The following is a 26,041-nucleotide window of genomic DNA, read 5'->3' on the forward strand; positions in this document are numbered from 1 at the left end:
CGGATTTTTGCGCGCGCAAAGGCGAACTTATCGAGACCTTGAGGAAACACACATGATCGAATTCTTCTTCGACTGCTCCAGCCCCTGGACCTATCTCGCCTTCCACAACATCCAACCGCTCGCGCAAGAATTCGGCGTCGACATCGTCTGGCGGCCGATCCTGGTCGGCGGCATCTTCAACACCGTCAATCCCAGCGTCTATGCGCAGCGCGAGAAGCCGGTGCCGGCCAAGGCGGCCTACACGCTGAAGGACCTCGACGACTGGTCCCGCTCGGCCGGGCTCAAGATCAAGATGCCGCCATCGGTGTTTCCGGTGAACAGCGTCAAGGCGATGCGCGGCTGCATCTGGCTGGGCCAGGACATGGTGCCGTTCGCGCGGGCCGTGTTCGAGATCTATTGGGGCGAGGACCAGGACATCTCGCAGGATGCGGTGCTGACCGAGGTGTGCCGGCGCGTCGGCATCGATCCGAAGGCGTTCTTCGATGGGATCGCGCAGCAGGGCATCAAGGACCAGCTGCGCATCAACACCGAGGAGGTCGTCAAGCGCGGCGGCTTCGGCTCGCCGACCATCTTCCTCGACGTGACCGACATGTATTTCGGCAATGATCGGCTGCCGCTGATCCGCGAGGCGCTGGCGCGGGCGAAGGGGCGCGCCTGATGCCGCGTGCGATCGTCTGCCGCGAGCTCGGTCCGCCGGAGACGCTGCGGCTGGAGGCCCTACCGCCGCGCTCACTCGGTGACGGCGAGGTGCGGGTGAAGATCCGCGCTGCCGGGATCAACTTCCCGGACATCCTGATGGCGGCCGGCGAGTATCAGCTCAAGCCGGAGCTGCCGTTCACGCCCGGCGTCGAGGCCGCCGGCGATGTCGTCGAAACCGGGGCCGCCGTGACCGGCCGCGCCGTCGGCGACAAGGTGATCGTCCGCATGCGCTTCGGCGCCTACGCGGAGGAGGCGGTGGTGGCAGGGAGCCAGCTCACGCCGCTGCCGTCGACTTTCGACTACGCGGAAGGCGCGACCTATCTCGCCGGCCACGGCACCGCCCATCACGCCCTGGTCGATCGCGGCCAGCTCAAGCCCGGCGAGACGCTGCTGGTGCACGGCGCCGGCGGTGGCGTCGGCCTCGCCGCCGTCGAGATCGGCAAGCTGCTCGGCGCAACGGTGATCGCGGCGGCGTCGTCGGAGGAGAAGCTCGCGGTGGCACGCGCGCGTGGCGCCGATCATCTCATTCTGTATTCACGCGGGCCGTTCCGCGACGCCGTCAAACACATCACCGATGGCCGCGGCGTCGACGTCGTGTTCGATCCCGTCGGCGGCGAGGTGTTCGAGAACAGCGTGCGCTGCATCGCCTGGGGCGCGCGGCTGCTGGTGATCGGCTTCACCGGCGGCATCGGGCTCGCACGCACCAATCTGATCCTCATGAAGGGCGCAAGCGTGCTCGGCGTTCGCGCCGGCGAGGCGGTGCGGAAGTATCCCGAGCTGGGCGAGCGACGCATGGCGGCGCTGCTCGCGTTCGCGGAGCAGGGCAAGCTGCGGCCCAACGTCTCCCACCGCGTTCCGTTCGACAACTACGCATCGGCGATGCGGCTTCTGATCGAGCGCAAGGCCATCGGACGCGTCGCGCTGGTGATGGATTAGTTGGCAGGCGTCTGCCCAAAAATTCGGCGGATGGGGCTGTGTATTTTTTTACCACTGGATTCATAGAGTGATCGGACAGGTCGAGGCCGATCATGTTGAAGACGTCGAAGATACTTCACCGCATAGCCCTGTCTGCATTGCTGCCCATCGTCACACTGGCCGCGTTGGCGGCCTACGAGATTTCCACGAAATGGGCGGTGCGTGTCGAGATGACGCGCATGCAGCCGGCGGCGGACGCCGTCGCCAGGCTCAGCCGCTTCGTTCATGAGCTGCAGCGTGAGCGCGGCATGTCGTCGGCATTTCTGAGCAGCAAGGGCACGCAGATGCGTGCCGAGCTGGATCAGCAGCGCAAGCTGACCGATGGCGAGCGCGCGCACGCGGTTGCCGCGCTGGACGGGCTGCGCCGGAGCGCCGCACTGGCCGAGGCGGCGCAGGCGAGCGAACAGGCGTTGACGCAGCTCGATCGCCGCCGCGGCGACATCGATGCCCAAGCCGTCACGCCGGCGGCAGCGGTCAGCTCGCTCACCGAGATCGTCAGCCGGCTGATCAGCCTGATCAGCGGCATATCGAGGCTCAGCGATGACGACGATATCTCCAAGGCGATCATTGCCTATGGCAATCTGACCGAAGGCAAGGAGCGCGCCGGCCTGGAGCGCGCGGTCGTGGCGGGAGGCCTTGCCGCCGGTCGCTTCGAGCAGGCCGCCTACGCGCGCGCCATAGGGCTGGCTGCGGCGCAGGACAGCTATTTCGCGGCCTTTCGCGCCGCCGCCTCGGCGAAAGGACGTGCGGCGTTCGATGCGGCGATGACGGGACCGGCGATCGAGGGTGTCGTTGCCATGCGCAAGGTGGTGGAGCAGGGCGGCGTCAGCGGTGATTTCAAAGGGCTCGCGAGCAAGGCCTGGTTCGATGCGGCCACGCTGCGGATCGATCTGCTGAAGCAGGTCGAAGACGCTCTGGCCGTCGAGCTGTCCGAGCTGATGGCCGGCAAGCAGGCCGCGGCCACGGCCAGCCTCGCCGCCGTCGGCGCGCTGCTGCTGGTCGCCTTGGCGCTGAGCCTCGCGATCGTCGTTGCGCTGGCGCGCAGCATCACCGGGCCGATCAACGCGCTTGCCGATACGATGACGCGGCTGGCGAAGGGCGATGTGAGCACTGCAATCGACGCGGTCGATCGGCGCGACGAGGTCGGCCTGATGGCGAGGGCAGTGCAGGTCTTCAAGGAGAACATGATCCATGGTGCCGAGCTCGCTGCCAGGGATGCGGAGGCGATGAGCCAGCGCGCCGAAAAAGCCAAGCGCGTCGGCGAACTGACCGACCGTTTCAGCGGTGACATCGCGGCCGTGATCGACAGCGTGATCTCAGCCTCGGCACAGCTCGAATCGACGGCCGCCGTGATGAATCGGACGGCGAGCCGGACCTGCAGTGAAGCGAGCAGCGTCGCGCAGGCGACCGAGGCCGCGTCGAGCAACATGCAGACGATGGCCGCTGCGACGGACCAACTGTCGAGCTCGGTCGCGGGCATCGGCGGTCAGGTGACGCAGTCGGCCGACATGGCGCAGAAGGCGGCCGCGGAGGGGCAGAGGACCAACGAGACCGTGCAGGGCCTTTCCAGCATGGCCGAGCGGATCGGCGACATCGTGCGGCTGATCAGCGACATTGCCGGCCAGACCAATCTTCTCGCGCTCAATGCGACCATCGAGGCCGCGCGGGCGGGTGAAGCCGGCCGCGGCTTTGCCGTCGTCGCCGGCGAGGTGAAGCTGCTCGCCGAGCAGACCGCCAAGGCGACCGGCGAGATCCGCGCGCAGATCTCCGGAATGCAGGAGGTGTCGAGCGAGGCCGTCCGGGCCATCCGCGGCATCACCACGACCATCGGCGAGCTGAACGAGATCGCGTCGTCGATCGCGAATGCCGTCGAGGAGCAGGGCGCGGCGACACGCGAGATGGCGCGGAACGTCCAGCACGCAGCCAAGGGGACCGACGAAATTTCGCAGAACATCCAGCAGGTCACGGCCGCCGCAAACGAATCCGGCGCCACCGCCAGCCAGGTGCTCGGGGCGTCGGCGGAGCTGCTGCGTCAGTCCGAGAGCATGCGCCGCCATGTCGACGACTTCATTCGCGGCATCAAGGCGGCGTGAGCGATCGCACGCGATGGGATTGGCGCGGTGATTGGCTGCCGGGGTCGATTGCGATCCTGGTGCTGCTGATGGAGTCGTTGCAGTTGCCGCCCACGCGGCGTCGTCCCGGCCTTGAGCCAGGACCCATACCGCGCCATCTATCGCGTGGCGCTCTGGACGCCGTTCTTTGCCAAATGGTGTCCCGGGGCCGTGGCGCTACTTATACTCCCGCTCGTCCCACCACGGGAAATAGTCGGGCATATCGGCCGTCACCGTGTTCTTGAATTGCGCAGGGCGCTTCTCCAGGAACGACACCACGCCTTCCTTGACGTCGTCGGAGCGGCCGCGCGCGTAGATGCCGCGGCTGTCGACCTTGTGCGCCTCCATCGGATCGTCGGCGCCCATCATGCGCCACATCATCTGGCGGATCAGCGCGATCGACACCGGCGCGGTCTTGTCGGCGATCTCGCGGGCCAGCGCACGGGCGGTGGGCAGCAGATCATCCGGCGGCACGACCTTGCTGACGAGGCGGCCGGCGAGCGCCTCCTGCGCCGGAAACACGCGGCCGGTGTAGCACCATTCCAGCGCCTGCGAGATGCCGACGATGCGCGGCAGGAACCAGCTCGACGCCGCCTCCGGCACGATGCCGCGCTGGGAGAACACGAAGCCGAACCGCGCCGCGTCAGAGGCGATGCGGATGTCCATCGCGAGCTGCATGGTGACGCCGATGCCGACGGCGGGGCCGTTGACCGCGGCGATGACCGGCTTCAGCGACTTGAAGATGCGCAAGGTGACCTGGCCACCGCCATCGCGCACCTGCGGATCGGAATAGTCGACGCGGCCATCGGCGTGGCGCTTCACCGGTCCGCGCTTGGCATCGCGATCGAACGTGTCGGCCCCGGAGGAGAGGTCAGCACCCGCGCAGAACGCGCGGCCCGATCCGGTGACGATGATCGCCCTGACGCCGTCGTCCTTGTCGGCGCGATCGAAGGCGTCGATCAGTTCCTCCATCATGGTGCCGGTGAAGGCGTTGAGCTTTTCCGGGCGGTTCAGCGTGATGGTAAGGATCTTGTCGGCGACGTCGTAGAGGATGGTCTGATAAGCCATTGGCGCTTCCTGATGTTGTCGTGGCGCTTATTAGTTGTTTGCTCGTGCCACAATCTCCGCCGTCATTCCGGGATGCGCCCTCTTGGGCGCAGGCCCGGAATCCATAACCACCATCGTGAGTATGGATTCCGGGCTCGTGCTTCGCACGCCCCGGAATGACGACGACTGGGATCGACGATAGGGAGTACAATAGTTCAGCGAGAGGCCGCGTCAAATCGTGACGACATTCCGCATGGCGGGCAAAGCGCCGCGCTTTTCATTGGTCTCCCAGCACGCGATCCGGCAGCGATGTGGCCCACGCTCTGTCCCCGTCATTGCGAGCGCAAGCGAAGCAATCCAGAGCGTGGGCGGGACTCTTGCTTCGCTTCGCTCGCAATGACGGAGGAAGGAGTGGCGTGACGCGAATCAGGAGGCCGGCGGTATCGGCCATGGCCGCTGCTCGCCGCGTAATCCCTCGAACGTCTTGGCCATCCCGAGTACGCCGACATCATCGAAGCGGCGGCCGACGATCTGCAGGCCGATCGGGAAGCCGTCGGGGTCGTAGCCGGCATTGACGGAGATTGCCGGGTTCTCCGACATGTTCCAGGGCACGGTGTAGGTGATGTGCTCGAACGGCCTCTCGGGGTCGTTGACCGGCGAGGCGAACTCGGCGGGGAATTTCACGCCGGGCGAGACCGGCGAGATGATGTAGTCGTAGTCGCAGAACAGTCTTGCCGCGGCGGCGCGTAGCGCCATCGTGACGTTGAAGCCTCTGACGACTTCGACGCCGGAGAGCGCGGCGCCGCGTTCGGCCCAGCGCAGGATGTAGGGCAGGGTCTTCGCGCGCACCTCGGGCGCCAGCCGCGCCAGATCGTCCCACAGCCGTGCACGCCAGAAATTGTCGAGACCGTCGAGCATCTCGCGCGTCAGGAAGCCCTTGACCTCGCTGATCACGGCGCCGGCGTCCTCGAAGGCTTTCGCCGCAGCCAGGGTCGTCGCGCGCACCGGCTCCTCCAGTGGCTGGCCGACGCCGCCGAGATCGAGCATCAGGCCGATGCGCAGCTTGCGCACCGGCTTCTCCGTGACCTTCCAGTGCAGGTCCGACGGCGGCAGGCTGGTGCCGTCGCGGCGGTCGGGCTTGGACAGCACGCTCATCATCAGCGCGGCATCGTCGACGATGCGCGTCATCGGACCGGCGACGCGGCCGACATAAGGCGGGTCGATCGGCACGCGGCCGAAGCTCGGCTTCAATCCGACGAGGCCGCACCACGATGCGGGCAGCCGGATCGAGCCGCCGATGTCGGTGCCGACATGCAGCGGACCGTAGCCCGCGGCGGCTGCGGCGCCCGCACCGGCGCTCGAACCGCCGGGGTTCATGCGGAGATCCCATGGATTGCGCGTCAGCGGATGGAAGCTCGACAGGCCGGACGACAGCATGCCGTAATCGGGCATCGTGGTCTTGGCGAAGATGATCGCGCCGGCCTCGCGCAGCCGCGCCACCGGCGGCGCATCGGCGGCGAGCGGCGTGCGCGTGACGCTGGCTGCGCCGAGCGGCATCGGCTGGCCCTTGGTGGCGAGATTGTCCTTCACCGTCGCCGGTACGCCGTCGAGCACGCCGGCCGGCTCGTCATTGGCCCAGCGCGCGGTCGACGCCTCGGCCGCGGCCCGCGCGGCGTCGGCGTCGAGCAGATACAGCGCCTTGATGTGCGGCTCCCACGCCGCCACGTGCGCCAGGACCTCGTCCATCACCTCGGACGGCGAGAACTGGCGCGCGCGATAGCCGGCGATCAGGTCGACGGCGGAGAGATCATGAAGCGAGGTGACGTCATCCGAGACGGGCTTGTGCATGCTGGTACTCCCACGCCGAAGTTCATCTCGATCTGCCGCCCGCTCATTGAGTATGTCAGTCGCGCTAGGCCGCCGGCAGCCGCGTCTCGATGATGCGGGCGAACATGCTGGCGCCGATCGGCAGGATCTTGTCGTCGAGCACGTAGCCGGGATTGTGCACCGGCACCGAGCCGTCATGGCCGACCCAGAAATAGGCGCCGGGAATCGTCTGCAGCATGTCGGCGAAATCCTCGCTGCCCATCTTCGGCGTCGAGCGCGTCAGCACCTTGGATGGATCGACCACGGTGCGCGCGACTTCTTCGACCACCTTCGACTGCTCCTCCTGGTTCACCAGGACGCTGAACGTGTCGCGGATGTCGACATCGATCTCGCAATTGAAGGCGGCTGCCATGCCGGCGCAGATCGCGCGCATGCGCTCGCGCACCAACGCGCGCACGGGGTCCGAGAACGCGCGCACGGTGCCGCACAGCCAGGCGTCGCCGGGAATGACGTTGTAGGCCGAGCCGGCGTGGATCTGCGTGATCGAGACGACCGCGGCCTGCAGCGGCTCGACATTGCGGCTGACGATGGTCTGGATCGCCTGCGCCACGCTGGTCGCGATCACCACCGCATCCTTGGAACGCTCGGGCATGGCGCCATGAGCGCCGTAGCCGGAAATCCGGATGTCGAAGAAGTCGGCACCGGCCATTGCCGGACCGGGCAGGATCGCGATCTCGCCGTGCTCCAAGTCTGGCGCGTTGTGCAGGCCGTAGAGCTCGTCGCAGGGAAACTTCTGGAACAGGCCGTCCTTGATCATCGCGCGTGCGCCGCCGAGGCCTTCCTCCGCCGGCTGGAAGATGAAGTGCACGGTGCCGTCGAAGTTGCGGGTCTCGGCGAGATAGCGCGCGGTGCCGAGCAGCATCGTGGTGTGGCCGTCATGGCCGCAGCCGTGGAAACGGCCGGGGATGGTCGAGCGCCACGGCAGGTTCGTGTTCTCCTCCATCGGCAGCGCATCCATGTCGGCGCGCAGGCCGATCTTCCTGCCGCTGTCGTTCTTGCCCTTCAGCACGCCGATCACCCCGGTGCCGCCGAGGCCGCGATGCACCTCGATGCCCCATTGCGCAAGCTTCTCGGCCACGATGCCGGAGGTGCGCGTCTCCTCGAAGCCGATCTCCGGATGCGCGTGCAGGTCGCGGCGGATGGCGGTGAGCTCGTCGGCGTAAGCCTGGATGCGATCGATGGTGGGCATGGGGCGTTTCCGTTGTCGGGTTAAGCTTCGAACGCCGGGCCGTTCGGCTTGAGGCGGATGCCCGGACGCAAGCTGGTCCAGGGCAGGGTGGAGGGATCGGCGGGCATCGCGCCGGGCGCGGCGCAGATCAGGAGATGTTCGGCGATCGGTTCGAAATCGGCGCGGAAATGCACCGAGCTCTTGTTGACCAGGATCGCCTGCGCGGTCGGCTCGATGCCGACGAAGCGGTACATCTCCTGGTCGGCAAGCTGGGACTTGTGCGAGGCCACGACGACGCGGACGTCGCCAATGCGCAAACACGCTGACGGTCCCATTTCCATCTTGCGGCCGCCGTAGAACGGGCCGGGTGCGACGAAGCGGCCGTCGGAGATCTTCTCGACGATGAAGCTCTCCTCGAACGGCGCATCGCCGGGAATGCCGCTCTTGCCGCCGAGCGACAGCGTCACGGTGGCCCCTTCGCCGGCCGCATGCGCGGCGATCGCCGCTTGCGGATCGTAGATCATGCCGATCGCGGCGCGGCTGGCGCGATTGCGCACCAGCGCGCGCAGCATGCCGGTCGTATCGGAATCGCCGCCCGCGCCGGGATTGTCCTGGGTGTCGGCGATCACGATCGGACGCGTCGCTGTCTTCGCCAGCGTCATCGCATGGCGCACGCCGTCATCGGGCGTGTAGATGCGGCCGTCGAAATCATCCTCGTGGCCCGCGACGATCGCCGCGATCGCATCCGCCGCGGCGTCCGCGTCGGCCTGCGTCCGGCCATAGGCGAACACGCTTGGGCCGCAATGCGCGAAATCGGCGGCGGGAAAGCCGGGCGCGAACGACAGCGTCGGCACCGCCTCGCTCTGCAGCGCCGCAAGCTTCTCGTAGATGCCCTTGGTCGGCTGGTCATTGGTGCACTGCCAGCTGATCGGGATCAGGAACGGCAACTGCCGGAAGGCTTTCGCCAGCGGCGTCTTTGCGCGCAGCAGCAGCGCGAGGTGCTCGGCGCTGGCGCGGCCGGTGTCGGCCATGTCGGTGTGCGGATATTTCCGGTAGGCGATCAGCGCATCGGCATGTGCCATCATCTCGGGGGTGACGTTGGCATGCAGGTCGAGGCTCGCGACCAGCGGCACGTTCGGGCCGATCACCTCGCGCACGCGCGCCAGGATCTCGCCTTCGCCGTCGTCGAGATGCTCCGTCACCATCGCACCATGCAGGTCGAGATAGACGCCGTCGAGCGGGCCGGCGGCCTTGATGCGGTCGACCATCACGCCCGTGATGCGCTCGAACGCATCCCTGGTGACATGCGCGGAGGGACTCGCCGCGCAGGCGATGGTGGGCACGACGTCCCAACCGTTGGCTTCCGCGACTGCCATGAAGCCGGCCTGGCCGGCATTGATGCCGCGCATCGTCGTGAGCACGGAGGCCGCATCGGCGATCGAAGCGCGGCCGCCGCCGTGCATGAACGCGTCGTAGTCGGCTTTCGTCGGTGCGAATGTATTGGTCTCGTGCAGGAAGCCGCCGATCGCGACGCGCGTCATTACTTCGCCTCAGGCCGTTGAACGTGTCATGACGTTAGACCGGCCCTCGCGGCGCAGGCAAGCGAAGGAGCGATGCCGTTTTGCATGCGGGCCACGATGACGGCGCGCCGGCCTGCACGGACTCTCTCCGCGCGTCATTCCGGGGCATCGCGCGGCGATGAGCCCGGAATCCATACCCACAGGCGGTCGTTGGGAAGCAGGCTGTCGACCAGCCGATATCACCACACCCGCCGGTGGGTATGGATTCCGGGTTCGTGCTGCGCACGCCCCGGAATGACAGCGGTGGGTGGCGCTGCTACGCCACCGCCTCCGCCACCGGCCGGAAGTTCGCGAAATCCCAGTTCCGTCCCGGCGCGGCCTCGAGCAGGGACTTGGTATAGGCCTCCTTCGGATGCGTCAGGATCTCGCCGGCCGGGCCCTGCTCGACGATGCGGCCCTTCTGCATCACGACGACGTCGTCGCAGATCTGCGCGGCGACGCGCAGGTCATGCGTGATGAACAGGATGGCGATGCCGAGCCGGCGCTGGATCTCGTCGAGCAGCTCCAGCACCTGCGCCTGCACCGAGACGTCGAGCGCGGAGACCGCTTCATCCGCCACCAGCACGTCGGGATCGAGCGCGAGCGCGCGCGCGATCGCGATGCGCTGGCGCTGGCCGCCGGAGAACTGGTGCGGGTAGCGCGAGATCGCGTCCGCGGGCAGGCCGACCAGCTCGAGCAGCTCGCGCGCCCGCGCCATCGCCTTGTCATGCGAGGTGCCGTAGTTGACCGGTCCCTCGGCGATGCTCTCGCCGACGGTCAGCCGCGGGTTGAGCGAGCGGTAGGGATCCTGGAACACGATCTGGATGCGCTTGCGGTGCGGCTGCAGCAGCCGGCGGGTCAGGATCGAGATCTCGTGGCCGGCGAGGCGGACGCCGCCGGAGGTCGGATCGATCAGCCGCACGATGCAGCGGGCCACGGTCGATTTGCCGGAGCCGCTTTCGCCGACGATGCCGAGCGTGCGGCCCTTGCGCAGGGTGAGCGTGACGTTCTGCGCCGCGACGACTTCGCGCGCCTTGCCGAGGAACGAGCGCTCGCGATAGACCTTGCCGAGCTCGTTGGTCTCCAGCACCACCGGCTCGGTGCTCTCGGGCCGCGGCGGGCGTGGGATCAGGCTGGGGACGGAGGCGAGCAGGTTGCGCGTGTAGTCCATCTCGGGGCTGCGCAGGATCTTGTCGAGCGCGCCGGTCTCGACCAGGCGGCCCTGGCGCATCACCGAGACGCGGTCGGCGATCTCGGCGACGACGCCCATGTCGTGGGTGATGAACAGCACGGCGGTGCCGTGATCGCGCTGCAACTCGCGGATCAGCGAGAGGATCTGCTTCTGCGTGGTGACGTCGAGTGCGGTGGTCGGCTCGTCGGCGATCAGGAGTTTCGGCTCGAGCACCAGCGCCATCGCGATCATGATGCGCTGGCGCTGGCCGCCGGACAGGCGATGGGGATAGGAGCCGAAAATGCGCTCGACGTCGGGCAGGTGGACCTGCTCCATCATGTCGAGGATGCGCTTGCGCCGCGTCCGCGCATCGAGGGACGTATGCGCGCGCAGGACCTCGTCGATCTGGCGGCCCACCGGCACGACCGGATTGAGCGCGGTCATCGGCTCCTGGAAGATCATCGCCATCCGGGTGGCGCGCAGCTCGCGCAGCCGGCGATCGCTCGCGGTGAGCAGCTCTTCGCCGACCAGCTTGACGCTGCCGCCGACGGCATGCAGCGCGTTCTTCGGCAGCAGGCCCATCGTGGTCAGCGAGGTCACCGATTTGCCGGAGCCGCTTTCGCCGACGACGCAGAGCGTCTCGCCCTTTTCGACCTTGATCGAGACGCCGTCGATGATGCGCGGGCCGTTCGGGTTCTTCGTCTTGCCGACGGTGACGACGAGATTGTCGATGTCGAGGATGGTGTCGGTCATGTGTTCATTTCTCCAGCGTCATTGCGAGGAGCGAAGCGACGAAGCAATCCAGAGTTCCGGGCGTGGCCCTGGATTGCTTCGCTTCGCTCGCAATGACGAAAAGTGAGATGATCATCCGGGCTACGAAGGGCCGTCACTTGCCGGCCTCGCGCTGCTTCATGCGCGGGTCGAGCGCGTCGCGGGCGGCGTCGCCGATCAGGTTGATCGAGAGGATCGCGATCGACAGCAGCAGGCCCGGCCAGAAGATCAGCGACGGCTTGATCTGGAAGTAGGAGCGGCCCTCGGCCATGATGTTGCCCCAGGTCGGCGTCTCCGGGCTGATGCCGGCGCCGAGGAACGACAGGATCGCCTCGGTGAGGATCGCGGCGGCGCAGATGTAGGTGCCCTGGACGATCAGCGGCGCGATCGTGTTCGGCATCAGATGCCGCCACATGATCTTGGGCATCGACGTCCCCAGCGAAATCGCAGCTTCGACGTAGGGCTCCTCGCGTGCCGTCAGCACGACCGAGCGGACCAGGCGCGCGACGCGCGGGATCTCGACGATGGTGATCGCGATCATCACGGTGCCGACGCTGGCGCCCGACAGCGAGACGACGGCGATGGCGAGCAGGATGCTCGGGATCGCCATCAGGCCGTCCATCACGCGCATCAGGATGGCGTCGACCCAGCGGAAGAAGCCGGAGACGAGGCCGATCACGAGCCCGATCGCGATCGAGATGATCGCGGCGCCGACGCCGACCAGAAGCGAGATGCGGCCGCCATAGATCGTGCGCGACAGCAGGTCGCGGCCATAGGCGTCGGTGCCGAGCAGGTGTTGCGCGCTCGACGGCTTGAGCCGCTGCGCCGGCGCGAGCAGCACGGGATCGTGCGGCGCCAGCAGCGGTGCGAGGATCGATATCAGCACGATGAGCGACAGGCAGACGGTCGCCACGGCGATGATCGGGGTCGAGGTGAGAAAGCCGAACCGGGGCCCCAGTCGCGTGGTGACCGGGATCGACGGCTCAGGGGTGGTGACGATCGCCATCGGAAAGGGCCTCAGTAGCGGATGCGTGGATCGAGCAGGGTGTAGGCGAGGTCGATCAGGAGATTGACCGCGAGATAGATGAAGGAGGTCAGAAGGATCATGCCCTGGATGACCGGATAGTCGCGCGCCAGCACGGCGTCGACGGTGAGGCGGCCGATGCCGGGCAGGTTGAACACGCTCTCGGTGACCACGACGCCGGAGATCAACAGCGCGAAGCCGGAGCCGATCACCGTGATGACGGGCACGGCCGCATTGCGCAACGCGTGGCGCAGCAGCACCGCGATCTCGCTGACGCCCTTGGCGCGCGCGGTGCGCACGAAGTCCTCGCCGAGCACGTCGAGCATCGCGGCGCGCGTCATGCGCGCGATCAGCGCGACGTAGATGAAGGACAATGCGCAGGTCGGCAGGATGATGCGCTCGAAGAACGGGCCGAAGCCGGCGCTGAGACTCTTGAAGCCCTGGACGGGGACCCAGCGCAGGTTGATCGCGAACAGCTGGATCAGGATGTAGCCGATGACGAACACCGGCACCGAGAAGCCGATCACCGAGAGCGCCATCACGAAACGATCGATCCAGGTGCCGTGCTTCCAGGCCGCGATGACGCCGAGCGGGACCGCGACGAGAATCGACAGGATGATGGTCGAGATCGCGACCGAGATCGACGGCTCGATGCGCTGGCCGATCATCTGCAGCACCGGCACCTTCGAGATCAGCGACACGCCGAGATCGCCATGCAGCAGCTGATTGATCCAGGTGATGAACTGGATGTAGAGCGGCTCGTTCAGTCCGAGCGTGGTGCGGATGCGCTCGAGCTGCTCAGGGGTCGCGTTGTCGCCGGCGAGAATCGCGGCGGGATCGCCCGGCGTCAGCCGCAGCAGCAGAAAGACGAACAGCGCCACCACGCCCATCACGGGGATGGATGCGAGGATGCGGCGAAGCAGATAACCGATCATCTTGAGAGAACCGCCTTCATGGTGCTGGGGCGACGCGCGCAACGTCGTGAGAGAGTGTGCATGTCACCGATATCCATCGCTTTCAAGGTCTCCGGTGTTCGCTCGTCCGCTCGTGCACGCGCGATGACACGGCGTTCGTGATCCGCGCGAACCGTCGCATTTGCGAACAATGTCGCAGCACTTTGCGGCGAACCTTGCGCGAAACTTTGCAAGCCGCATGCCATCATGCGCGCGCCGTGGAGCCGTTGTCTACTCACCGTCCTGGTCCCGGAAAATGAAACCGTGCTGCTGCGCAGCAGGCGGTGCGTAGCCGGGAGAGCGAAGCGACCCCGGGGTCTCGCGCTGCGGCGGTGACCCCGCATGTCGCTGCGCTCATGCGGGCTACGAGATCTTGCCCGGAGGCAATCCTACGCCAGGGTCGCGAGCAGACCCGCCATCAGGCGGCCACGCTCGGCAAGGCTGTCGATCTCGATGTGCTCGTTCAGGGTGTGCATGTCGGTGCCGCGCACCCCGAGGCCGTCGAGGGTCGGAATGCCGAGCGCGCCGGTAAAGTTGCCATCCGAGCCGCCGCCTGCCGAGCCGTGCGGCAGCGACAGGCCGAGCTGTTCGGCGATGCCGCGCGCCTTGTCGTACAGCGCCATGGTTCCGGAATCCGGCTCCCACACCGGCCGCGTCACGCCGCGCGTCACCTTGAAGGTCACGTCGTCGGTGGTGCCGGACAGCGCCAGCATCCGCTCCACGCCGCGGTCGAGATCGGCCTGCCGCTTCGCCATGCTGAGCGCTTCGCCGGTGGCGGTGGTGGCGACGCAGTTGACCCACTGGCCGGCATGCACGATGCCGACCGAGAAGGTGCAGTCCTCCGTCGTCATGCCGTCGATGGCGAGGATCTGTCGCGCCATTTCCCGGATCGCGGAACGGCCCGCGCCGAGCCGCGCGCCGGCATGGCTCGGACGTCCGATCGCCTCGAGATTGAAGCGGGCGATGGCATAGCGGCCGGTCACCACGCCGTTGTCCTGACGGCCCGGCTCGGGCACCAGCACGTATTTGTTGCGCTGCGCCTCGGCTTCGATGATGTCGCGGGTCGAGGGCGTGCCGACCTCCTCGTCCGGCGTGAACAGGATGGTGATCGGCAGCGGCGTCGCGATGGAAGCCTTGATCAGCTGGCGGATCGCTTCCAGCGTGAGATAGTTGCCGCCTTTCATGTCGCAGATGCCGGGCCCGTAGCATTTGTTGCCCTCGCGGCGCCAAGGCAGCCTGGCCAGCGTGCCGACGGGGTGAACGGTATCCATGTGGCCGGCGATCAGGATGCCGGGCTCACCCTGCCGCGGGTGCGGGAAGCGGGCGCGCACGCAGCCGGCGAAACCCTGGCGCCCGGCGATGCGCTCGATCGTCGCACCCAGGATGGCCATGTCGCGCGCGGCAAGATCCAGCATGCGCTCCACCGCGGCGGCGTCCCAGGTCGGACTTTCGCATTCGACCCAGCCGCGCAAGCCCTGCAGCATGATGTCGGTATCGAAGGGAAGATGGGCTGGATTCATTTGTGCTCTCTCAAGGCTTTGTCGCGATCTCATGACACGAGACGGAGTTGCGCACGTCTTGTAAAGCGAAAGCTACGCAGACGTTAACGGCATTCTCAGCCCAGGGCCGCATGCGCTGAATGCGGATTGACGCGAAAGGCGACGTCTGCAACTGTCGAAAGCTCGCGACTTACAGCATGTTAGTTCGCACAAGGATTGATCTGCACGCCCAACGAATGGTCTGGATCTGATGAGTTTCAGGTCAAGCCATCCACTCAGGAGACCTCGTAATGTTCCACAGCCCGCGCTGGAAACGTCTGACGCTCGCGACGAGCCTCGCCGTTTCCATGCTTTCGCTCTCGACGGCGCTGAGCACCCAGGCCATCGCAGCCGGCAAGAAGACGATCACGGCGGTGATGCATTCGGATCTGCGCGTCATCGATCCCGGATTCACGACGGCCTACATCACCCGCGATCATGGCTACATGGTCTACGACACGCTGCTGGCGACCGATTCGAATTTCAAGGTCCAGCCGCAGATGGCGGACTGGAAGGTCTCCGACGACAAGCTGACCTACACCTTCACCCTGCGCGACGGCCTGAAATGGCACGACGGCACGCCGGTGACCGCCGAGGACTGCGTCGCTTCGCTGAAGCGCTGGGGCCGCAATGACGGCATGGGCCAGAAGCTGATGGACTTCACGGCGAGCCTGGAGGCGCCGGATGCCAAGACCATCGTGCTCAAGTTGAAGGAGCCCTACGGACTCGTCCTGGAGTCGATCGCCAAGCCGTCCTCGCTGGTGCCGTTTATGATGCCGAAGCGTCTCGCCGAGACGCCGCAGGGCGAGCAGATTCCCGAGCAGATCGGCTCGGGCCCGTTCAAATTCGTCAAGGCGGAATTCCAGCCGGGCGTGAAGGCGGTGTACGAGAAGAACACCGACTACGTGCCGCGCAAGGAGCCGGCGAGCTGGACGTCCGGCGGCAAGGTGGTGAAGGTCGACCGCGTCGAGTGGATCACGATGCCTGACGCGCAGACCGCTGTGAACGCGCTGCAGTCCGGCGACATCGACTTCATGGAGAACCTTCCCTACGACATGCTGCCGGTGCTGGAGTCGAACTCCGAGCTCAAGATCGACGTGCTGAACAAGTTCGGCTACCAGACGCTCGGCCGCATGAACTTCCTCAACCCGCCGTTCGACAACGTGAAGGTGCGCCGCGCGGCCTTCCTCGCCCTGAACCAGAAGGACGTGCTCGACGCGCTGGTCGGCAACGAGAAGTACCAGAAGGTCTGCGGCGCCGTGTTCGTGTGCGGCACGCCGCTCGAGACCGACGTCGGTGCCGAGACGCTGATCAAGGGCAACGGCATGGCCGAGGCCAAGAAGGCGCTTGCCGAGTCCGGCTATGACGGCACGCCGATCGCGATCATGGCGCCGGGCGACGTCACCACCTTGAAGGCGCAGCCCGTGGTGGCGGCGCAGCTGTTGCGCGAGGCCGGCTTCAAGGTCGACCTGCAGGCCACCGACTGGCAGACGGTGGTGACGCGGCGCGCCAGCCAGAAGCCCGTGAAGGAGGGCGGCTGGAACATGTTCTTCACCAACTGGGTCGGCGCCGACGTCGCCAATCCCGTGGCGAACGTCTCGGTCGGCGGCCGCGGCACCAAGGGCGGCTGGTTCGGCTGGGCCGAGGATGCCGACATCGAGAAGCTGCGCGACGCCTATGCGCGGTCGTCCTCGCTCGACGAGCAGAAGAAGATCGCCACCGAAATCCAGAAGCAGAACTACGAGAAGGTGATCTACATCCCGCTCGGACAATATCTGCTGCCGAGTGGCTGGCGCAAATCGCTGACCGGCGTGCTCGACGGCCCGGCGACGCCGGTGTTCTGGAATGTCGACAAGAGCGAGTAGGCGGCGGACGCACTCGTGACGCAAACAAAGACGCGGCGAAGTGGAGACTTCGCCGCGTCTCTTTTTTGTTCCTGCATTCGCCCGTGCGTTAGCGCCCTTCAGCAGTGCGGATCGCGCACGGCTTCGAGACCCTCGACCATCAAGGGTGGGCTGATCTGATCCTGGGACGGGTTCTTATCGGTGCGGATCGGCATGGCCGGATGTCGGCTGTCCCGCGGCTTGGTGACTTCATTCGGCATCATCAGGCTCCTTGCTGCTGCGCATAACGGACGAGGCGCAGCCGAGTTCCAGATGGCGGGACGCCATCGTCGGCAGTCACGATGTGTGCAGCCGCGTGATGCGGTGACCCATGCGTCCGTGGCGATTGACCTCCGATGGAACTGCTGCAAGTCTCCCTCGCCGAGACTGTTTGCTGAGCGTTTGCAGACGCGACGCAGGACGCCTCGTCAGGCCTTGATCGGTATCGGGGCCCTCGGATGGAAGCCCACGTCAAGAGAGATCGCATGTCACATACTCCGCGCCGGACCGCATCCGCGCTCGTTTCATGGTTCGTCGCCTCGGTCATGGCCGTGTCGATGGCGGGCGTGACGACCCAGGCCCTCGCCGCCGGCAAGAAGACGATTACGGCGGTGATGCATTCGGATCTGCGCGTCATCGATCCCGTGTTCACGCCGGCCTACATCACGCGCGACCACGGCTACATGGTATACGACACCCTGCTCGGGACCGACGCCAAGTTTCAGGTCCAGCCGCAGATGGCAGAGTGGACGGTCTCGGACGACAAGCTGACCTACACCTTCACCTTGCGCGACGGCCTGAAGTGGCACGACGGCGCGCCGGTCACCGCCGAAGATTGCGTCGCCTCGTTGAAGCGCTGGAGCCGCAACGACAGCATGGGCCAGAAGCTGATGGAGGCCACGGCCTCGCTCGAGGCCACCGATGCCAAGACCATCACCTTGAAGCTGAAGGAGCCGTACGGCCTGGTGCTGGAGTCGATCGGCAAGCCGTCCTCCTACGTACCGTTCATGATGCCGAAGCGTTTGGCCGAGACGCCTGCGAACCAGCAGATCTCGGAGCAGATCGGCTCCGGACCGTTCAAGTTCGTCAAGGCGGAATTCCAGCCGGGCGTGAAGGCGGTGTATGAGAAGAACACCGACTACGTGCCGCGCAAGGAGCCGCCGAGCTGGACGGCCGGCGGCAAGGTGGTGAAGGTCGACCGCGTCGAGTGGGTCTCGATGCCCGATGCGCAGACGGCCGTCAACGCGCTGCAGGCCGGCGACATCGACTTCATGGAATTCCCGCCGCTCGATCTCGAGCCGGTGCTATCAGCCAATCCCGATCTTTCGATGAACGTGCTGAACAAGTTCGGCTACCAGACCTTGGGACGCATGAACTTCCTGTTTCCGCCGTTCGACAATGTGAAGATCCGCCGTGCGGCGTTCCTGGCGCTGAACCAGAAGGATGTGCTCGATGCGCTCGTCGGTAACGCCAAGTACTACACGATCTGCGGCGCCGTGTTCGGCTGCGGCACGCCGCTCGAATCCGACATCGGCTCGGAGACGCTGGTGAAGGGCAACGGCATGGAGCAGGCCAAGAAGCTGCTGGCCGAGGCCGGCTATGACGGTACGCCCGTCGTGATCCTCGCGCCGGGCGATGCGATCACCCTGAAGGCGCAGCCGGTGGTCGCCGCGCAGCTGTTGCGCGAGGCCGGCTTCAAGGTCGATCTGCAGACGACGGACTGGCAGACCGTGGTGACGCGGCGTGCCAGCCAGAAGCCGCCCAAGGAGGGCGGCTGGAACATGTTCTTCACCAACTCGGTGATCGCCGACTCCGGCAATCCGATCGGCAGCACCTTCGTCGGCGCACGCGGCCAGAAGAGCCCGTTCGGCTGGCCCGACGATCCCAAGATGGAGGAGCTGCGCGACGCCTTCGCCAAGGCCACGAAGCCGGAGGACCAGAAGCGGATCGCCGCCCAGATTCAGCAGGAGGTCTACGACCAGGTGATCTACGTGCCGCTCGGCCAATGGTTCATGCCGAGCGCCTGGCGCAAATCGATCACCGGCGTCCTGGAAGGGCAGGCCGTGCCGGTGTTCTGGAACGTCGACAAGAGCGAGTGACGAGATGTCGGCCGCGGCCCGTAGCCGCAGCCCGGATGAGCGATAGCGACATTCGGGTTCAAACGCGCTGTGGAGGAGACCCGGATGTCGCTATCGCTCATCCGGGCTACACGACTGCCGACGGGGCCGGCTCTCTCGCCGTCATTCCGGGGCATCGCGCAGCGATGAGCCCGGAATCCATATCCACGCGCCATCATGTGGCGAAGACAAGCGCCACTGCCATCTCACACCACACCCTGTCCTGTGGCTATGGATTCCGGGCTCGTGCTGCGCACGCCCCGGAATGACGCGAGGATGGAGTGACGTGACGTCGGCAGCAGCCTCGTAGCTATGAGGCCCTGATCTCGTCCAGCGCCGCCAACACCTCGCTGGAAGCGACCTCGACCCTGCCGATCTCGTTGAGCGCTTCATCGATGCGCCCTGAGCTGAACAGGCGCGCGGCTTCCTTGCCGTGGCGGTGCACCGCCTCGTGAGGGCGTTCGAGGTTGCGAAATGCCGGATCGCCGGCCAGACGCTGGCCGCCTTCGCCATAGTACCATTTGCCGAGCCGGCACGTGTGATGATCGGAGAGCTCGTCGGCGCGAAGTTGCAGCCGGCCGACCGACATGTCCACCAGCCGCTTCTTCCAGATCACGTGATCGGCCTTGGCCAGTCTCACCACCTGGTTGTCGAGCGAGAGCTTGGCGATCTCGCCCAGCATCTTGCCGACCTTCGCGTCCGTCTTGCCCATGGTGTCCGCGAGCGACATCACCTCGTTGGCATTGGCGGTCGCGAGATCGGCGATGATGGTGATGCCCTGCGCGACCTCGTCGGTTGCGGCGGACTGCTCGGCGAGAATGCCGGAGATCTCGTCCATCTTGGTGCTGACCACCGCGGTCCGGGTGCCGGCCTGATCGATCGCCTGCGCCAGATCGTTCATCTCGGACATGCCGACCTCGACCGCCTTGGCGCCGCCGGCCATGGCCTCGACGATGCCGCTCATCTCGGCCTGCAGCCGCTCGATGCGACCCTTGATGTCCTCCGTCGCCTTGGTCGTCTGCTGCGACAGGTTCTTGACCTCCGCGGCGACCACCGCGAAGCCCCTGCCGAATTCGCCGGCGCGCGCCGCCTCGATGGTGGCATTGAGTGCCAGCAGGTTGGTCTGGTTGGCGATCGCGTCGATGGTGCCGACGATGGATCCGATCTCGGCGGAGGCGGCGCTGAGATCGGCGATCTTCGCCGAGGTGTCGCGCACGGAGCTGGCGATGCCGTTCATCGTCTGCAACGTCCGTTGTACCGCGGTCACGCTGTTCTCGACGGCCTGGCGCGTCGCGGCGGCCTCGGCAGCGGCTTCGGTCGACGTCGACCGGATGGTGTGCACGGAGGCCTGCATCTCCACCGATGCGGCAGCGAGACTCTGACAGCGTTCGGACTGATTGTTGGAGGCGCCGATCAGGCGCGCCGCGCTGATCGAGGCTTCGTTGCTGTTGATGCAGATGTCGACGACGGAATCGAGATCCTGGGACGCGCGGGCCGCGAGCGCAGTGCCGAGACGATGGATGGCCTCGATCAGTTGCGGCTTGAGCTGGGCGCGCAGCGCGGCAGCATCGACGCCTCCGATATCGCGATTGAGCTTGCCGTCCGCCCAGTCACCGAGGCACTGCGCCAGCGCGTCCTGGAAGGCGTCGTGTGCGGAGGTGTCGGACGCAAGCGGGGCGTCCGATGGTTCGTTCTTTCGGCGGAATCCCAGCATCGTGCCTCTCATTGATGGCGAGCCCCGGCCAGCCTGAGCGACGTCGCACAACCCGCCCGGACGCCGGCAACCGTTGGTTCCACCCTGGTTCGGTTATGGTTAATGGCGGGTTTCTCCTTGCAACCGGCGGTGGCGAGATCTGCAGGGATCGGGGCTCTCGCGTTCTCCGGCCTGCCGCCTTGACGTTTATGTAAGTAGTGGCTTACAGTAAGCCATGACTTACGGAACGACACTGAATGTGCTGGCGGACCCGACGCGGCGGGAGGTGTTCGAACGGCTGCGCGGTGGACCGCGGCCGGTCCATGCGATCGCGGCCGGGATGCCGGTGTCGCGGCCGGCGGTCTCGCAGCATCTGAAGGTGCTGAAGGATGCCGGGCTGGTCGAGGAGCGCAGCGAAGGCGTGCGCCGCATCTACGCGTTGCGCCGTGAGGGGTTGGCCGAGCTGCGCGACTGGCTCGACAGCTTCTGGGACGACGCGCTGCTCGCCTTCAAGATCGAGGCGGAGCGCACGCATCGGCAGACGAAAGGGGGGATCGATGAGTGAGGGGGCCGTGATCGCGCCGGTGCGGAAGCTCGTCCATGTCCGGGCGCCGATCGATCATGCGTTCGACGTGTTCACGCGCGGGCCTGACGCGCTGGTGGCCGCATACGCATGGGGTCGGCCGCAAGCCGATCGAGAAGGTGATGCTGGAGCCGAAGCTCGGCGGCCGCTGGCTCGAGATCGCCGAGGACGGCACGGCGACCACGGTCGCGACCATCACGCTATGGGAGCCGCCGCATCGCTTCGTCATGCTGTGGCAGATCGATGCGCAGTGGAAGCCGGACGCGGCGATGCGCTCGGAGGTCGATGTGCAATTCGTTGCCGAGGGCCCGGACGTGACCCGCGTCGAGCTGCTGCACCACAAGTTCGAAACCATGGGCCGCGAGGCCGGCGCGTCGATGCGGCGGGATGTCGACGGCGGCTGGCCGGGGCTGCTGCAGCGCTTCGTAGCCGAGGCCGAGCGGCCGCCGGCGTCATCATGAGCAGTTCATCATCTGCGTGGGGGAGATCGTGATGTCCGAGTTCGTCGTCCATTCCGTGCCGGGGAGCCCGTTCGGGCGCAGCGTGCTGATCGCGCTGGAGGAGAAAGGCGCGCCGTATCGGCTCGCGGCGCTGGCGCCGGGCGACTCCAAGGGCGCGGCGCATCTGGCGCGTCATCCCTTCGGGCGCGTGCCGGTGCTCGCGCATGACGGCTTCGTGTTGTACGAGACCCAGGCGATCCTGCGCTATCTCGACCGCGTGCTGCCCGAGCCGGCCCTGACGCCCGCGGATATCAGGCAGGCCGCGCGCATGGACCAGGTGATGAACATCAGCGACTGGTACCTGTTCCAGGGCGTCTGCAACGTCATCATCTTCCAGCGCATCGTCGGCCCGCAATTCTTCGGGACGACCACCGACGAAGCCGCGATCGCGCGCGCGATGCCGCAGGCGAGAACCGTCATCACGGAGTTGTCGCGGCTGCTCGGCGAGCAGCCGTTCATGGTCGGCGATCATCTGTCGCTGGCCGATCTGCAGGCCGCGCCGCAGGCGAGCTTCCTGTCGTTGACGCCGGAATGGGCGGAGCTGACCGCCGGCCATCCCAACCTCGTCGCCTGGATCGAACGGCTGGAGGCGCGGCCGAGCTTCAAGTCCACCACCATGGCGGAGCTGACGGCGCGAGCGCAGGCGGCGTAGGCGCGTGGCGTCAATCATGCTTCGGGTGAGATCCAAAGCCCAAGCGAGCGATCGCGCCGCGACGGCCGTCGGGATGGATGCGCGACTTTCAGCCGCCTGATTAATCCAGGTTATATCGCTGCGGGCCGGTTCCATTTTAGCTGCGACGCAGGTCGAAGGGCCTCGGCATCCGCCGCACCCGATCGACCGCCACAGCGTCCCGATGACCGAATGACGAAGCCGGGTCGGCGGGACGGATTGGACACAAGCGCGCACCCCTTGATGCTGCGATCAGAACCCGATCTCCCCGGCTGCTGCGTCTCCTGCACCCACGTCGATTCCGGATTCTGTGCCGCGCTTTTCAAGGCCTGCCGGGCGCAGTCGGCGCTGCCGCGGCTCCATCAGCAGTTCTTCACCGTCCGGGCCGGCCAGCAGATCAAATGCCAGAGCGAGGCGCGCGACGATGTGCTCGTGCTCTGCAGCGGCTGGGCATTCCGTTACATCCAGTTGTCGGATGGCGGCCGCCAGATCCTGCGCTTCCTGCTGCCGGGCGACATCTTCTCGCCGGCGGCGATCTTCGCCAAAGGCATGAGCTTCTCGGCCAAGGCATTGACCCAGGTCCAGGTCAGCCGGCTCGATGGCGAGGAGGTCCGCAAGCAGTGCCGCGCCGACGAGCTGGTCATGATGGAGGTGTTCCGCTCTCTCGGCGACAACGGCCGGGCCTCCTACGAGCTCATCACCGTGCTCGGCCAGCGTCCGGCCGAGCGTCGGATCGCGCATCTGCTGCTCAGCCTGATGCGGCGCGTCGCGGTGGACGGTGTGGTCCAGCATCACCGCTATCCGTTTCCCTTGAAGCAGCAGCACATCGCCGACGCCGTCGGCCTGACCTCGGTCCATGTCAGCCGCGTGCTGGCGCTGTTTCGCGATCGCAAGATCCTGACGATCTCGGAGGGCAGGCTGGAGGTCACCGATCTCGCCGAGCTCGAGCGGCTGGCGGCGTTGAACTGAGCCGGGCAGGGCGGCCGAGCGGGGCGTGCACAGGGCTGGTGCGGACGGTGGGACTCGAACCCACACGACGTTGCCATCGAGGGATTTTAAGTCCCTTGCGTCTACCCGTTCCGCCACGTCCGCCTGTTGATTGCGCTACCCTTTTTCGTCTGCCGCGGCAAGCGTTAGACGGGAACCGCCCAGTGTTAGACAAAACTCGTTCTGTTCTCGTTCACTTCGCCACGAAGTAGCCAGCGGCAACAGCGAGCGCCTGGAGCCCGATAGAAATCCCGGTGACGATGGCGGCTCTCTGATTTAGGCGAGATCCTTCAGCAAAAGTCCCCAGCACGCTGATCTGCTTTCCTGCCTTTTTTGCCCAAGGATGGTTCATGCCAAGGTAGTACCCGGGGACGTCTTTGGGATCGCCTTCACACACCACTACGACAGAGGCGCGGTACCAAAGATATGCCGCTGCGCCACCGGCGAGCACAGATAGCCAAGTGAGGGTCGTTTGTGCAGTCTCCCAGGTGAGCATTTTCCCTGCAATCTCCATAATCTATGTTCCTCAGCCGCACTACCCCAGCATTGCGAGTGAGCGTGATCTTATATGCCAATGGTAGAGAGCCTTGCCTCTGAAGGAGCCGTCATGGACATAAATGGCCTCTGGACCGCTCAGTTCGCAGCTCTCAGCGAAGGTGTGGGGGTGATGACCATCCAGGATGGCAATTTGTCGGGTGGCGACAGCGGCTACTACTACTATGGATCATATCAACAGGACGGAAATCGCGTCACGGGTAAGATTCGCGTGGTGCACTATGCCGGAGCGCTCAGTAGCGCTTTCGGTCCGCTGAGAGAGCTCGAGGTGAGCTTCGTCGGGCTTGCCGATGATGATCTGATCATGGCGCAGGGCCGGGCGCTTGGTCGTGGGGTGCCTCCCGTCCCGCTGGCAATCAGTCTACGGCGCGTCGCGAGGCCCGGAGATTTCAAATGAAGCTTTTTATTAGCTGGTCAGGGCAGTCGAGCCAACAAATCGCCAACGAGCTCCGAAAATGGTCTCCGTTAATTCTGCCTGCGGTCAAGCCGTTTATCACTACAACTGACATCGAGAAGGGAGCTCAATGGCAGGGGGTGATTCGAGACGAACTTGAGAAATCCAGCTTCGGCTTGGTTGTTCTCACGCGAGAAAACCTGGATTCTCAATGGATTGCGTTCGAGGCTGGTGCCCTGTCCAAGCACCTGTCTGGCCGGGGGGCGACCGTCCTCTTCGACATCGGGCATTCTGACGTCAAAGCGCCGCTAAGAATCTTCCAGGGAACGGTCTTTGGCGAACAGGATTTCCGGAAGCTTATTGGTGATATAAACGAGGCGGTCGAGCCCGAGCAACGCCGTTCCGACGACGAGTTGGATCAGCTCTTTCCAATGCTTTGGCCGAGTATCGAAAAGCCAGTTTAGCTTCTGCTAGAACAATCCTCGATGGCACAACCCGCGGCGGCCGCTGATCGACCACCGGACTACGCCGAACTGGCGCAGGAGATGATGGCGCTGTTGCGTCAACAAAATCTGGTGCTGGCCTCGCCGGAGAAATTCTTTGCTCCTCTTGTCGATGAAATTACAGCAAGACTGACGTCACCCAGACGACGTGCCCCTCCGTCAGCTGATTACGAAACTATCCAAAGAGCTTTAGGAAGGTTACCCTCGGGCGAGATCGTGCGCACCTTGACCGAAGAAGAGCTAAGGGCGCGCGCCCGAGCGATCAGGGAGGAGCGCATGACCGTTGCACAGCGCCAGCGTGAACAGGAGGCTCTGATAGAGGAAGAGCTTCGGCTCGCGCGCATGAAAGCTGCTGAGATCTCGGAAGGCGGTGAGGCCGAAGGATCATAGCTTAAGCGCGGATCATTCTTCAGTTCCGTGTGAATACCCAGGCGATTAATCCATATTCTTCAATCGCTTGAACGCCCGGACTACATTGTCCTCCCGGGAGACGTGCCGAGTATAGTGGGTTCCCATCCGCTGCGACTTGTCGCCCAGCAGGTCGGCGATCTCCGCGTCCGTCGCGCCATTGCGCTTCCACCAGGCCGCGTAGGAGACGCGGAGGCCGTGCAGGGTGGTGCCGGCGCCGATCAGGCCCTCGCGCTCCTTCTCGCGCAGCCAATGGCTCACGGTGGCCTGCATGAGCTTCTCGGAGCTCCACGGCGGGCCGTCGCGGTGGCCTTCTGACGCCCGCGCCTCTTCCGAGACCTCTTCGTCACATCCGATCACCCCTCGACTGCCCTGGAAGACTTACACGCGCAGGTCGTTGTCGTGAAGTGCAATTCGGGTTTCGCGGGCGAGGTCGATGAGAGAAGCGCAGAACGTCAGCAGCGCAGCCATGAACAGCAGCGCCACGCCATATTCGTGGGCAACATCGAACAGGGCGCTGATGAAGGCAACGATGATGATGAGGGCGGTGAGGATCGCAGAAAGGATGGAGCAGAACAGCGACCTGTTCAGGAGCGAAGCCCGGTGCCGCAGCCGGGGAATATCCGTCTTGAGGTAAGCCTTTGAAGCATCATCATCGGTGATGCCGTGAAGGAACTGGGCCCGGTCGACCACACGGTTGATGCGGGAAATAAGAACCGAGATGAAGGACGCGACGGCTCCCAGCAGGAAAGCCGGGGCCGCCACGTTGCCGATGATCCGTGCCAGCTGGTCGATTGAAGGCGTTACCGGCACTAACTGGATTACACTGTCCATCTCCTCGCGCA

24 protein-coding genes, 1 tRNA gene and 1 pseudogene are annotated in these 26,041 nt (G+C 65.7%); 12 read left to right on the forward strand and 14 right to left on the reverse strand.

All coding sequences use genetic code 11. From position 1 onward, the window contains the following. Window positions 1-52 precede the first annotated feature (52 nt). The 3 genes from QX041_RS03305 to QX041_RS03315 all read left to right on the forward strand — a co-directional run bounded on the left by QX041_RS03305 (window position 53) and on the right by QX041_RS03315 (window position 3,767). On the forward strand, window positions 53-658 hold the full coding sequence (locus QX041_RS03305) for a 2-hydroxychromene-2-carboxylate isomerase (protein WP_315826247.1): 606 nt from the start codon (window positions 53-55) through the stop codon (window positions 656-658). Continuing rightward, entirely contained in the window at window positions 658-1,635 is a 978-nt protein-coding gene (locus QX041_RS03310; RefSeq protein WP_316164472.1) for an NADPH:quinone oxidoreductase family protein, read from the forward strand. The genes QX041_RS03305 and QX041_RS03310 overlap by 1 nt, the downstream gene beginning before the upstream one ends. Window positions 1,636-1,727: 92 nt before the next feature. Further along, complete coding sequence (locus QX041_RS03315) at window positions 1,728-3,767, forward strand: methyl-accepting chemotaxis protein (RefSeq protein WP_316164473.1); 2,040 nt, start codon at window positions 1,728-1,730, stop codon at window positions 3,765-3,767. A 195-nt stretch (window positions 3,768-3,962) separates the two neighbouring features. On the opposite strand, the gene QX041_RS03320 is transcribed toward QX041_RS03315, so the two are convergent. The 8 genes from QX041_RS03320 to QX041_RS03355 form a co-directional block, all read right to left on the reverse strand. Then, window positions 3,963-4,853 carry a crotonase/enoyl-CoA hydratase family protein gene (locus QX041_RS03320; protein ID WP_315714716.1) on the reverse strand — a complete coding sequence of 297 codons (891 nt, stop codon included), beginning with the start codon at window positions 4,851-4,853 and terminating at the stop codon, window positions 3,963-3,965. Window positions 4,854-5,258: 405 nt separating this feature from the next. Then, window positions 5,259-6,680, reverse strand: coding sequence for an amidase (locus QX041_RS03325; protein WP_316164474.1), 1,422 nt, complete (start codon window positions 6,678-6,680; stop codon window positions 5,259-5,261). Between the two features lie 64 nt (window positions 6,681-6,744). Further along, window positions 6,745-7,908 (reverse strand): M20 aminoacylase family protein, encoded by a 1,164-nt coding sequence (locus tag QX041_RS03330; RefSeq protein ID WP_316164475.1) that lies wholly within the window; start codon window positions 7,906-7,908, stop codon window positions 6,745-6,747. Window positions 7,909-7,928: 20 nt separating this feature from the next. Then, the gene (locus QX041_RS03335; RefSeq protein ID WP_315749427.1) at window positions 7,929-9,428 is read right to left on the reverse strand and encodes a M81 family metallopeptidase; all 1,500 of its coding nucleotides are present in this window, start codon (window positions 9,426-9,428) and stop codon (window positions 7,929-7,931) included. Window positions 9,429-9,723: 295 nt separating this feature from the next. Further along, the gene (locus tag QX041_RS03340; protein WP_315714712.1) at window positions 9,724-11,370 is read right to left on the reverse strand and encodes an ABC transporter ATP-binding protein; all 1,647 of its coding nucleotides are present in this window, start codon (window positions 11,368-11,370) and stop codon (window positions 9,724-9,726) included. A 133-nt stretch (window positions 11,371-11,503) separates the two neighbouring features. Then, the gene (locus QX041_RS03345) at window positions 11,504-12,394 is read right to left on the reverse strand and encodes an ABC transporter permease (RefSeq protein ID WP_315714711.1); all 891 of its coding nucleotides are present in this window, start codon (window positions 12,392-12,394) and stop codon (window positions 11,504-11,506) included. 11 nt (window positions 12,395-12,405) lie between these two features. Beyond that, a complete protein-coding gene (locus QX041_RS03350) occupies window positions 12,406-13,347 on the reverse strand; it encodes an ABC transporter permease (RefSeq protein ID WP_315714710.1) in 942 nt (313 codons plus the stop codon). A 407-nt stretch (window positions 13,348-13,754) separates the two neighbouring features. Next, window positions 13,755-14,885 (reverse strand): M20/M25/M40 family metallo-hydrolase, encoded by a 1,131-nt coding sequence (locus QX041_RS03355; protein ID WP_316164476.1) that lies wholly within the window; start codon window positions 14,883-14,885, stop codon window positions 13,755-13,757. A gap of 269 nt (window positions 14,886-15,154) precedes the next feature. Between QX041_RS03355 and QX041_RS03360 the strand changes: the two genes are divergently transcribed. Next, entirely contained in the window at window positions 15,155-16,768 is a 1,614-nt protein-coding gene (locus QX041_RS03360; RefSeq protein ID WP_316164477.1) for an ABC transporter substrate-binding protein, read from the forward strand. 98 nt (window positions 16,769-16,866) lie between these two features. On the opposite strand, the gene QX041_RS03365 is transcribed toward QX041_RS03360, so the two are convergent. Further along, window positions 16,867-17,007: a hypothetical protein gene (locus QX041_RS03365; protein WP_315714707.1), complete on the reverse strand. Its 141-nt coding sequence runs from the start codon at window positions 17,005-17,007 to the stop codon at window positions 16,867-16,869. 264 nt (window positions 17,008-17,271) lie between these two features. Between QX041_RS03365 and QX041_RS03370 the strand changes: the two genes are divergently transcribed. Beyond that, on the forward strand, window positions 17,272-18,885 hold the full coding sequence (locus tag QX041_RS03370) for an ABC transporter substrate-binding protein (RefSeq protein ID WP_315826241.1): 1,614 nt from the start codon (window positions 17,272-17,274) through the stop codon (window positions 18,883-18,885). Between the two features lie 328 nt (window positions 18,886-19,213). Here the strand turns inward: QX041_RS03370 and QX041_RS03375 are convergent, their stop codons facing one another. Further along, window positions 19,214-20,617, reverse strand: a complete 1,404-nt coding sequence (locus QX041_RS03375) for a methyl-accepting chemotaxis protein (RefSeq protein WP_315826240.1) — start codon at window positions 20,615-20,617, stop codon at window positions 19,214-19,216. Between the two features lie 214 nt (window positions 20,618-20,831). Between QX041_RS03375 and QX041_RS03380 the strand changes: the two genes are divergently transcribed. From QX041_RS03380 to QX041_RS03395, 4 genes and pseudogenes are all read left to right on the forward strand, one after another. Continuing rightward, window positions 20,832-21,161 carry a metalloregulator ArsR/SmtB family transcription factor gene (locus QX041_RS03380; RefSeq protein WP_315714704.1) on the forward strand — a complete coding sequence of 110 codons (330 nt, stop codon included), beginning with the start codon at window positions 20,832-20,834 and terminating at the stop codon, window positions 21,159-21,161. Beyond that, a pseudogene (locus tag QX041_RS03385) lies at window positions 21,154-21,640 on the forward strand (SRPBCC family protein). Before QX041_RS03380 ends, QX041_RS03385 begins: the two are co-directional and overlap by 8 nt. A 31-nt stretch (window positions 21,641-21,671) precedes the next feature. Continuing rightward, window positions 21,672-22,331: a glutathione S-transferase family protein gene (locus QX041_RS03390; protein WP_316164478.1), complete on the forward strand. Its 660-nt coding sequence runs from the start codon at window positions 21,672-21,674 to the stop codon at window positions 22,329-22,331. Between the two features lie 261 nt (window positions 22,332-22,592). Continuing rightward, window positions 22,593-23,318: a Crp/Fnr family transcriptional regulator gene (locus QX041_RS03395; protein ID WP_316164479.1), complete on the forward strand. Its 726-nt coding sequence runs from the start codon at window positions 22,593-22,595 to the stop codon at window positions 23,316-23,318. Window positions 23,319-23,354: 36 nt separating this feature from the next. Here QX041_RS03395 and QX041_RS03400 read toward each other — a convergent pair. Continuing rightward, window positions 23,355-23,441: transfer RNA gene (locus tag QX041_RS03400), tRNA-Leu, on the reverse strand. An 88-nt stretch (window positions 23,442-23,529) separates the two neighbouring features. Continuing rightward, entirely contained in the window at window positions 23,530-23,850 is a 321-nt protein-coding gene (locus QX041_RS03405; protein ID WP_315826236.1) for a hypothetical protein, read from the reverse strand. 93 nt (window positions 23,851-23,943) lie between these two features. On the opposite strand from QX041_RS03405, the gene QX041_RS03410 reads away from it, so the two are divergent. From QX041_RS03410 to QX041_RS03420, 3 genes are read left to right on the forward strand one after another with little or no spacing between them, the layout of a single operon-like run. After that, window positions 23,944-24,288 carry a GrlR family regulatory protein gene (locus QX041_RS03410; protein WP_315826235.1) on the forward strand — a complete coding sequence of 115 codons (345 nt, stop codon included), beginning with the start codon at window positions 23,944-23,946 and terminating at the stop codon, window positions 24,286-24,288. Continuing rightward, window positions 24,285-24,749: a toll/interleukin-1 receptor domain-containing protein gene (locus QX041_RS03415; protein ID WP_316164480.1), complete on the forward strand. Its 465-nt coding sequence runs from the start codon at window positions 24,285-24,287 to the stop codon at window positions 24,747-24,749. Before QX041_RS03410 ends, QX041_RS03415 begins: the two co-directional genes overlap by 4 nt. 21 nt (window positions 24,750-24,770) lie before the next feature. Further along, window positions 24,771-25,178, forward strand: coding sequence for a hypothetical protein (locus QX041_RS03420; protein WP_315826233.1), 408 nt, complete (start codon window positions 24,771-24,773; stop codon window positions 25,176-25,178). A 45-nt stretch (window positions 25,179-25,223) separates the two neighbouring features. Here the strand turns inward: QX041_RS03420 and QX041_RS03425 are convergent, their stop codons facing one another. Further along, a complete protein-coding gene (locus QX041_RS03425) occupies window positions 25,224-25,469 on the reverse strand; it encodes a hypothetical protein (RefSeq protein ID WP_315826232.1) in 246 nt (81 codons plus the stop codon). Window positions 25,470-25,577: 108 nt separating this feature from the next. After that, window positions 25,578-26,030, reverse strand: a complete 453-nt coding sequence (locus QX041_RS03430; protein ID WP_315826231.1) for a DUF2721 domain-containing protein — start codon at window positions 26,028-26,030, stop codon at window positions 25,578-25,580. Window positions 26,031-26,041 lie beyond the last annotated feature (11 nt).

The sequence above is a fragment of the Bradyrhizobium sp. SZCCHNRI2009 genome, from assembly GCF_032485115.1.
Taxonomy (GTDB): Bacteria; Pseudomonadota; Alphaproteobacteria; order Rhizobiales; family Xanthobacteraceae; genus Bradyrhizobium.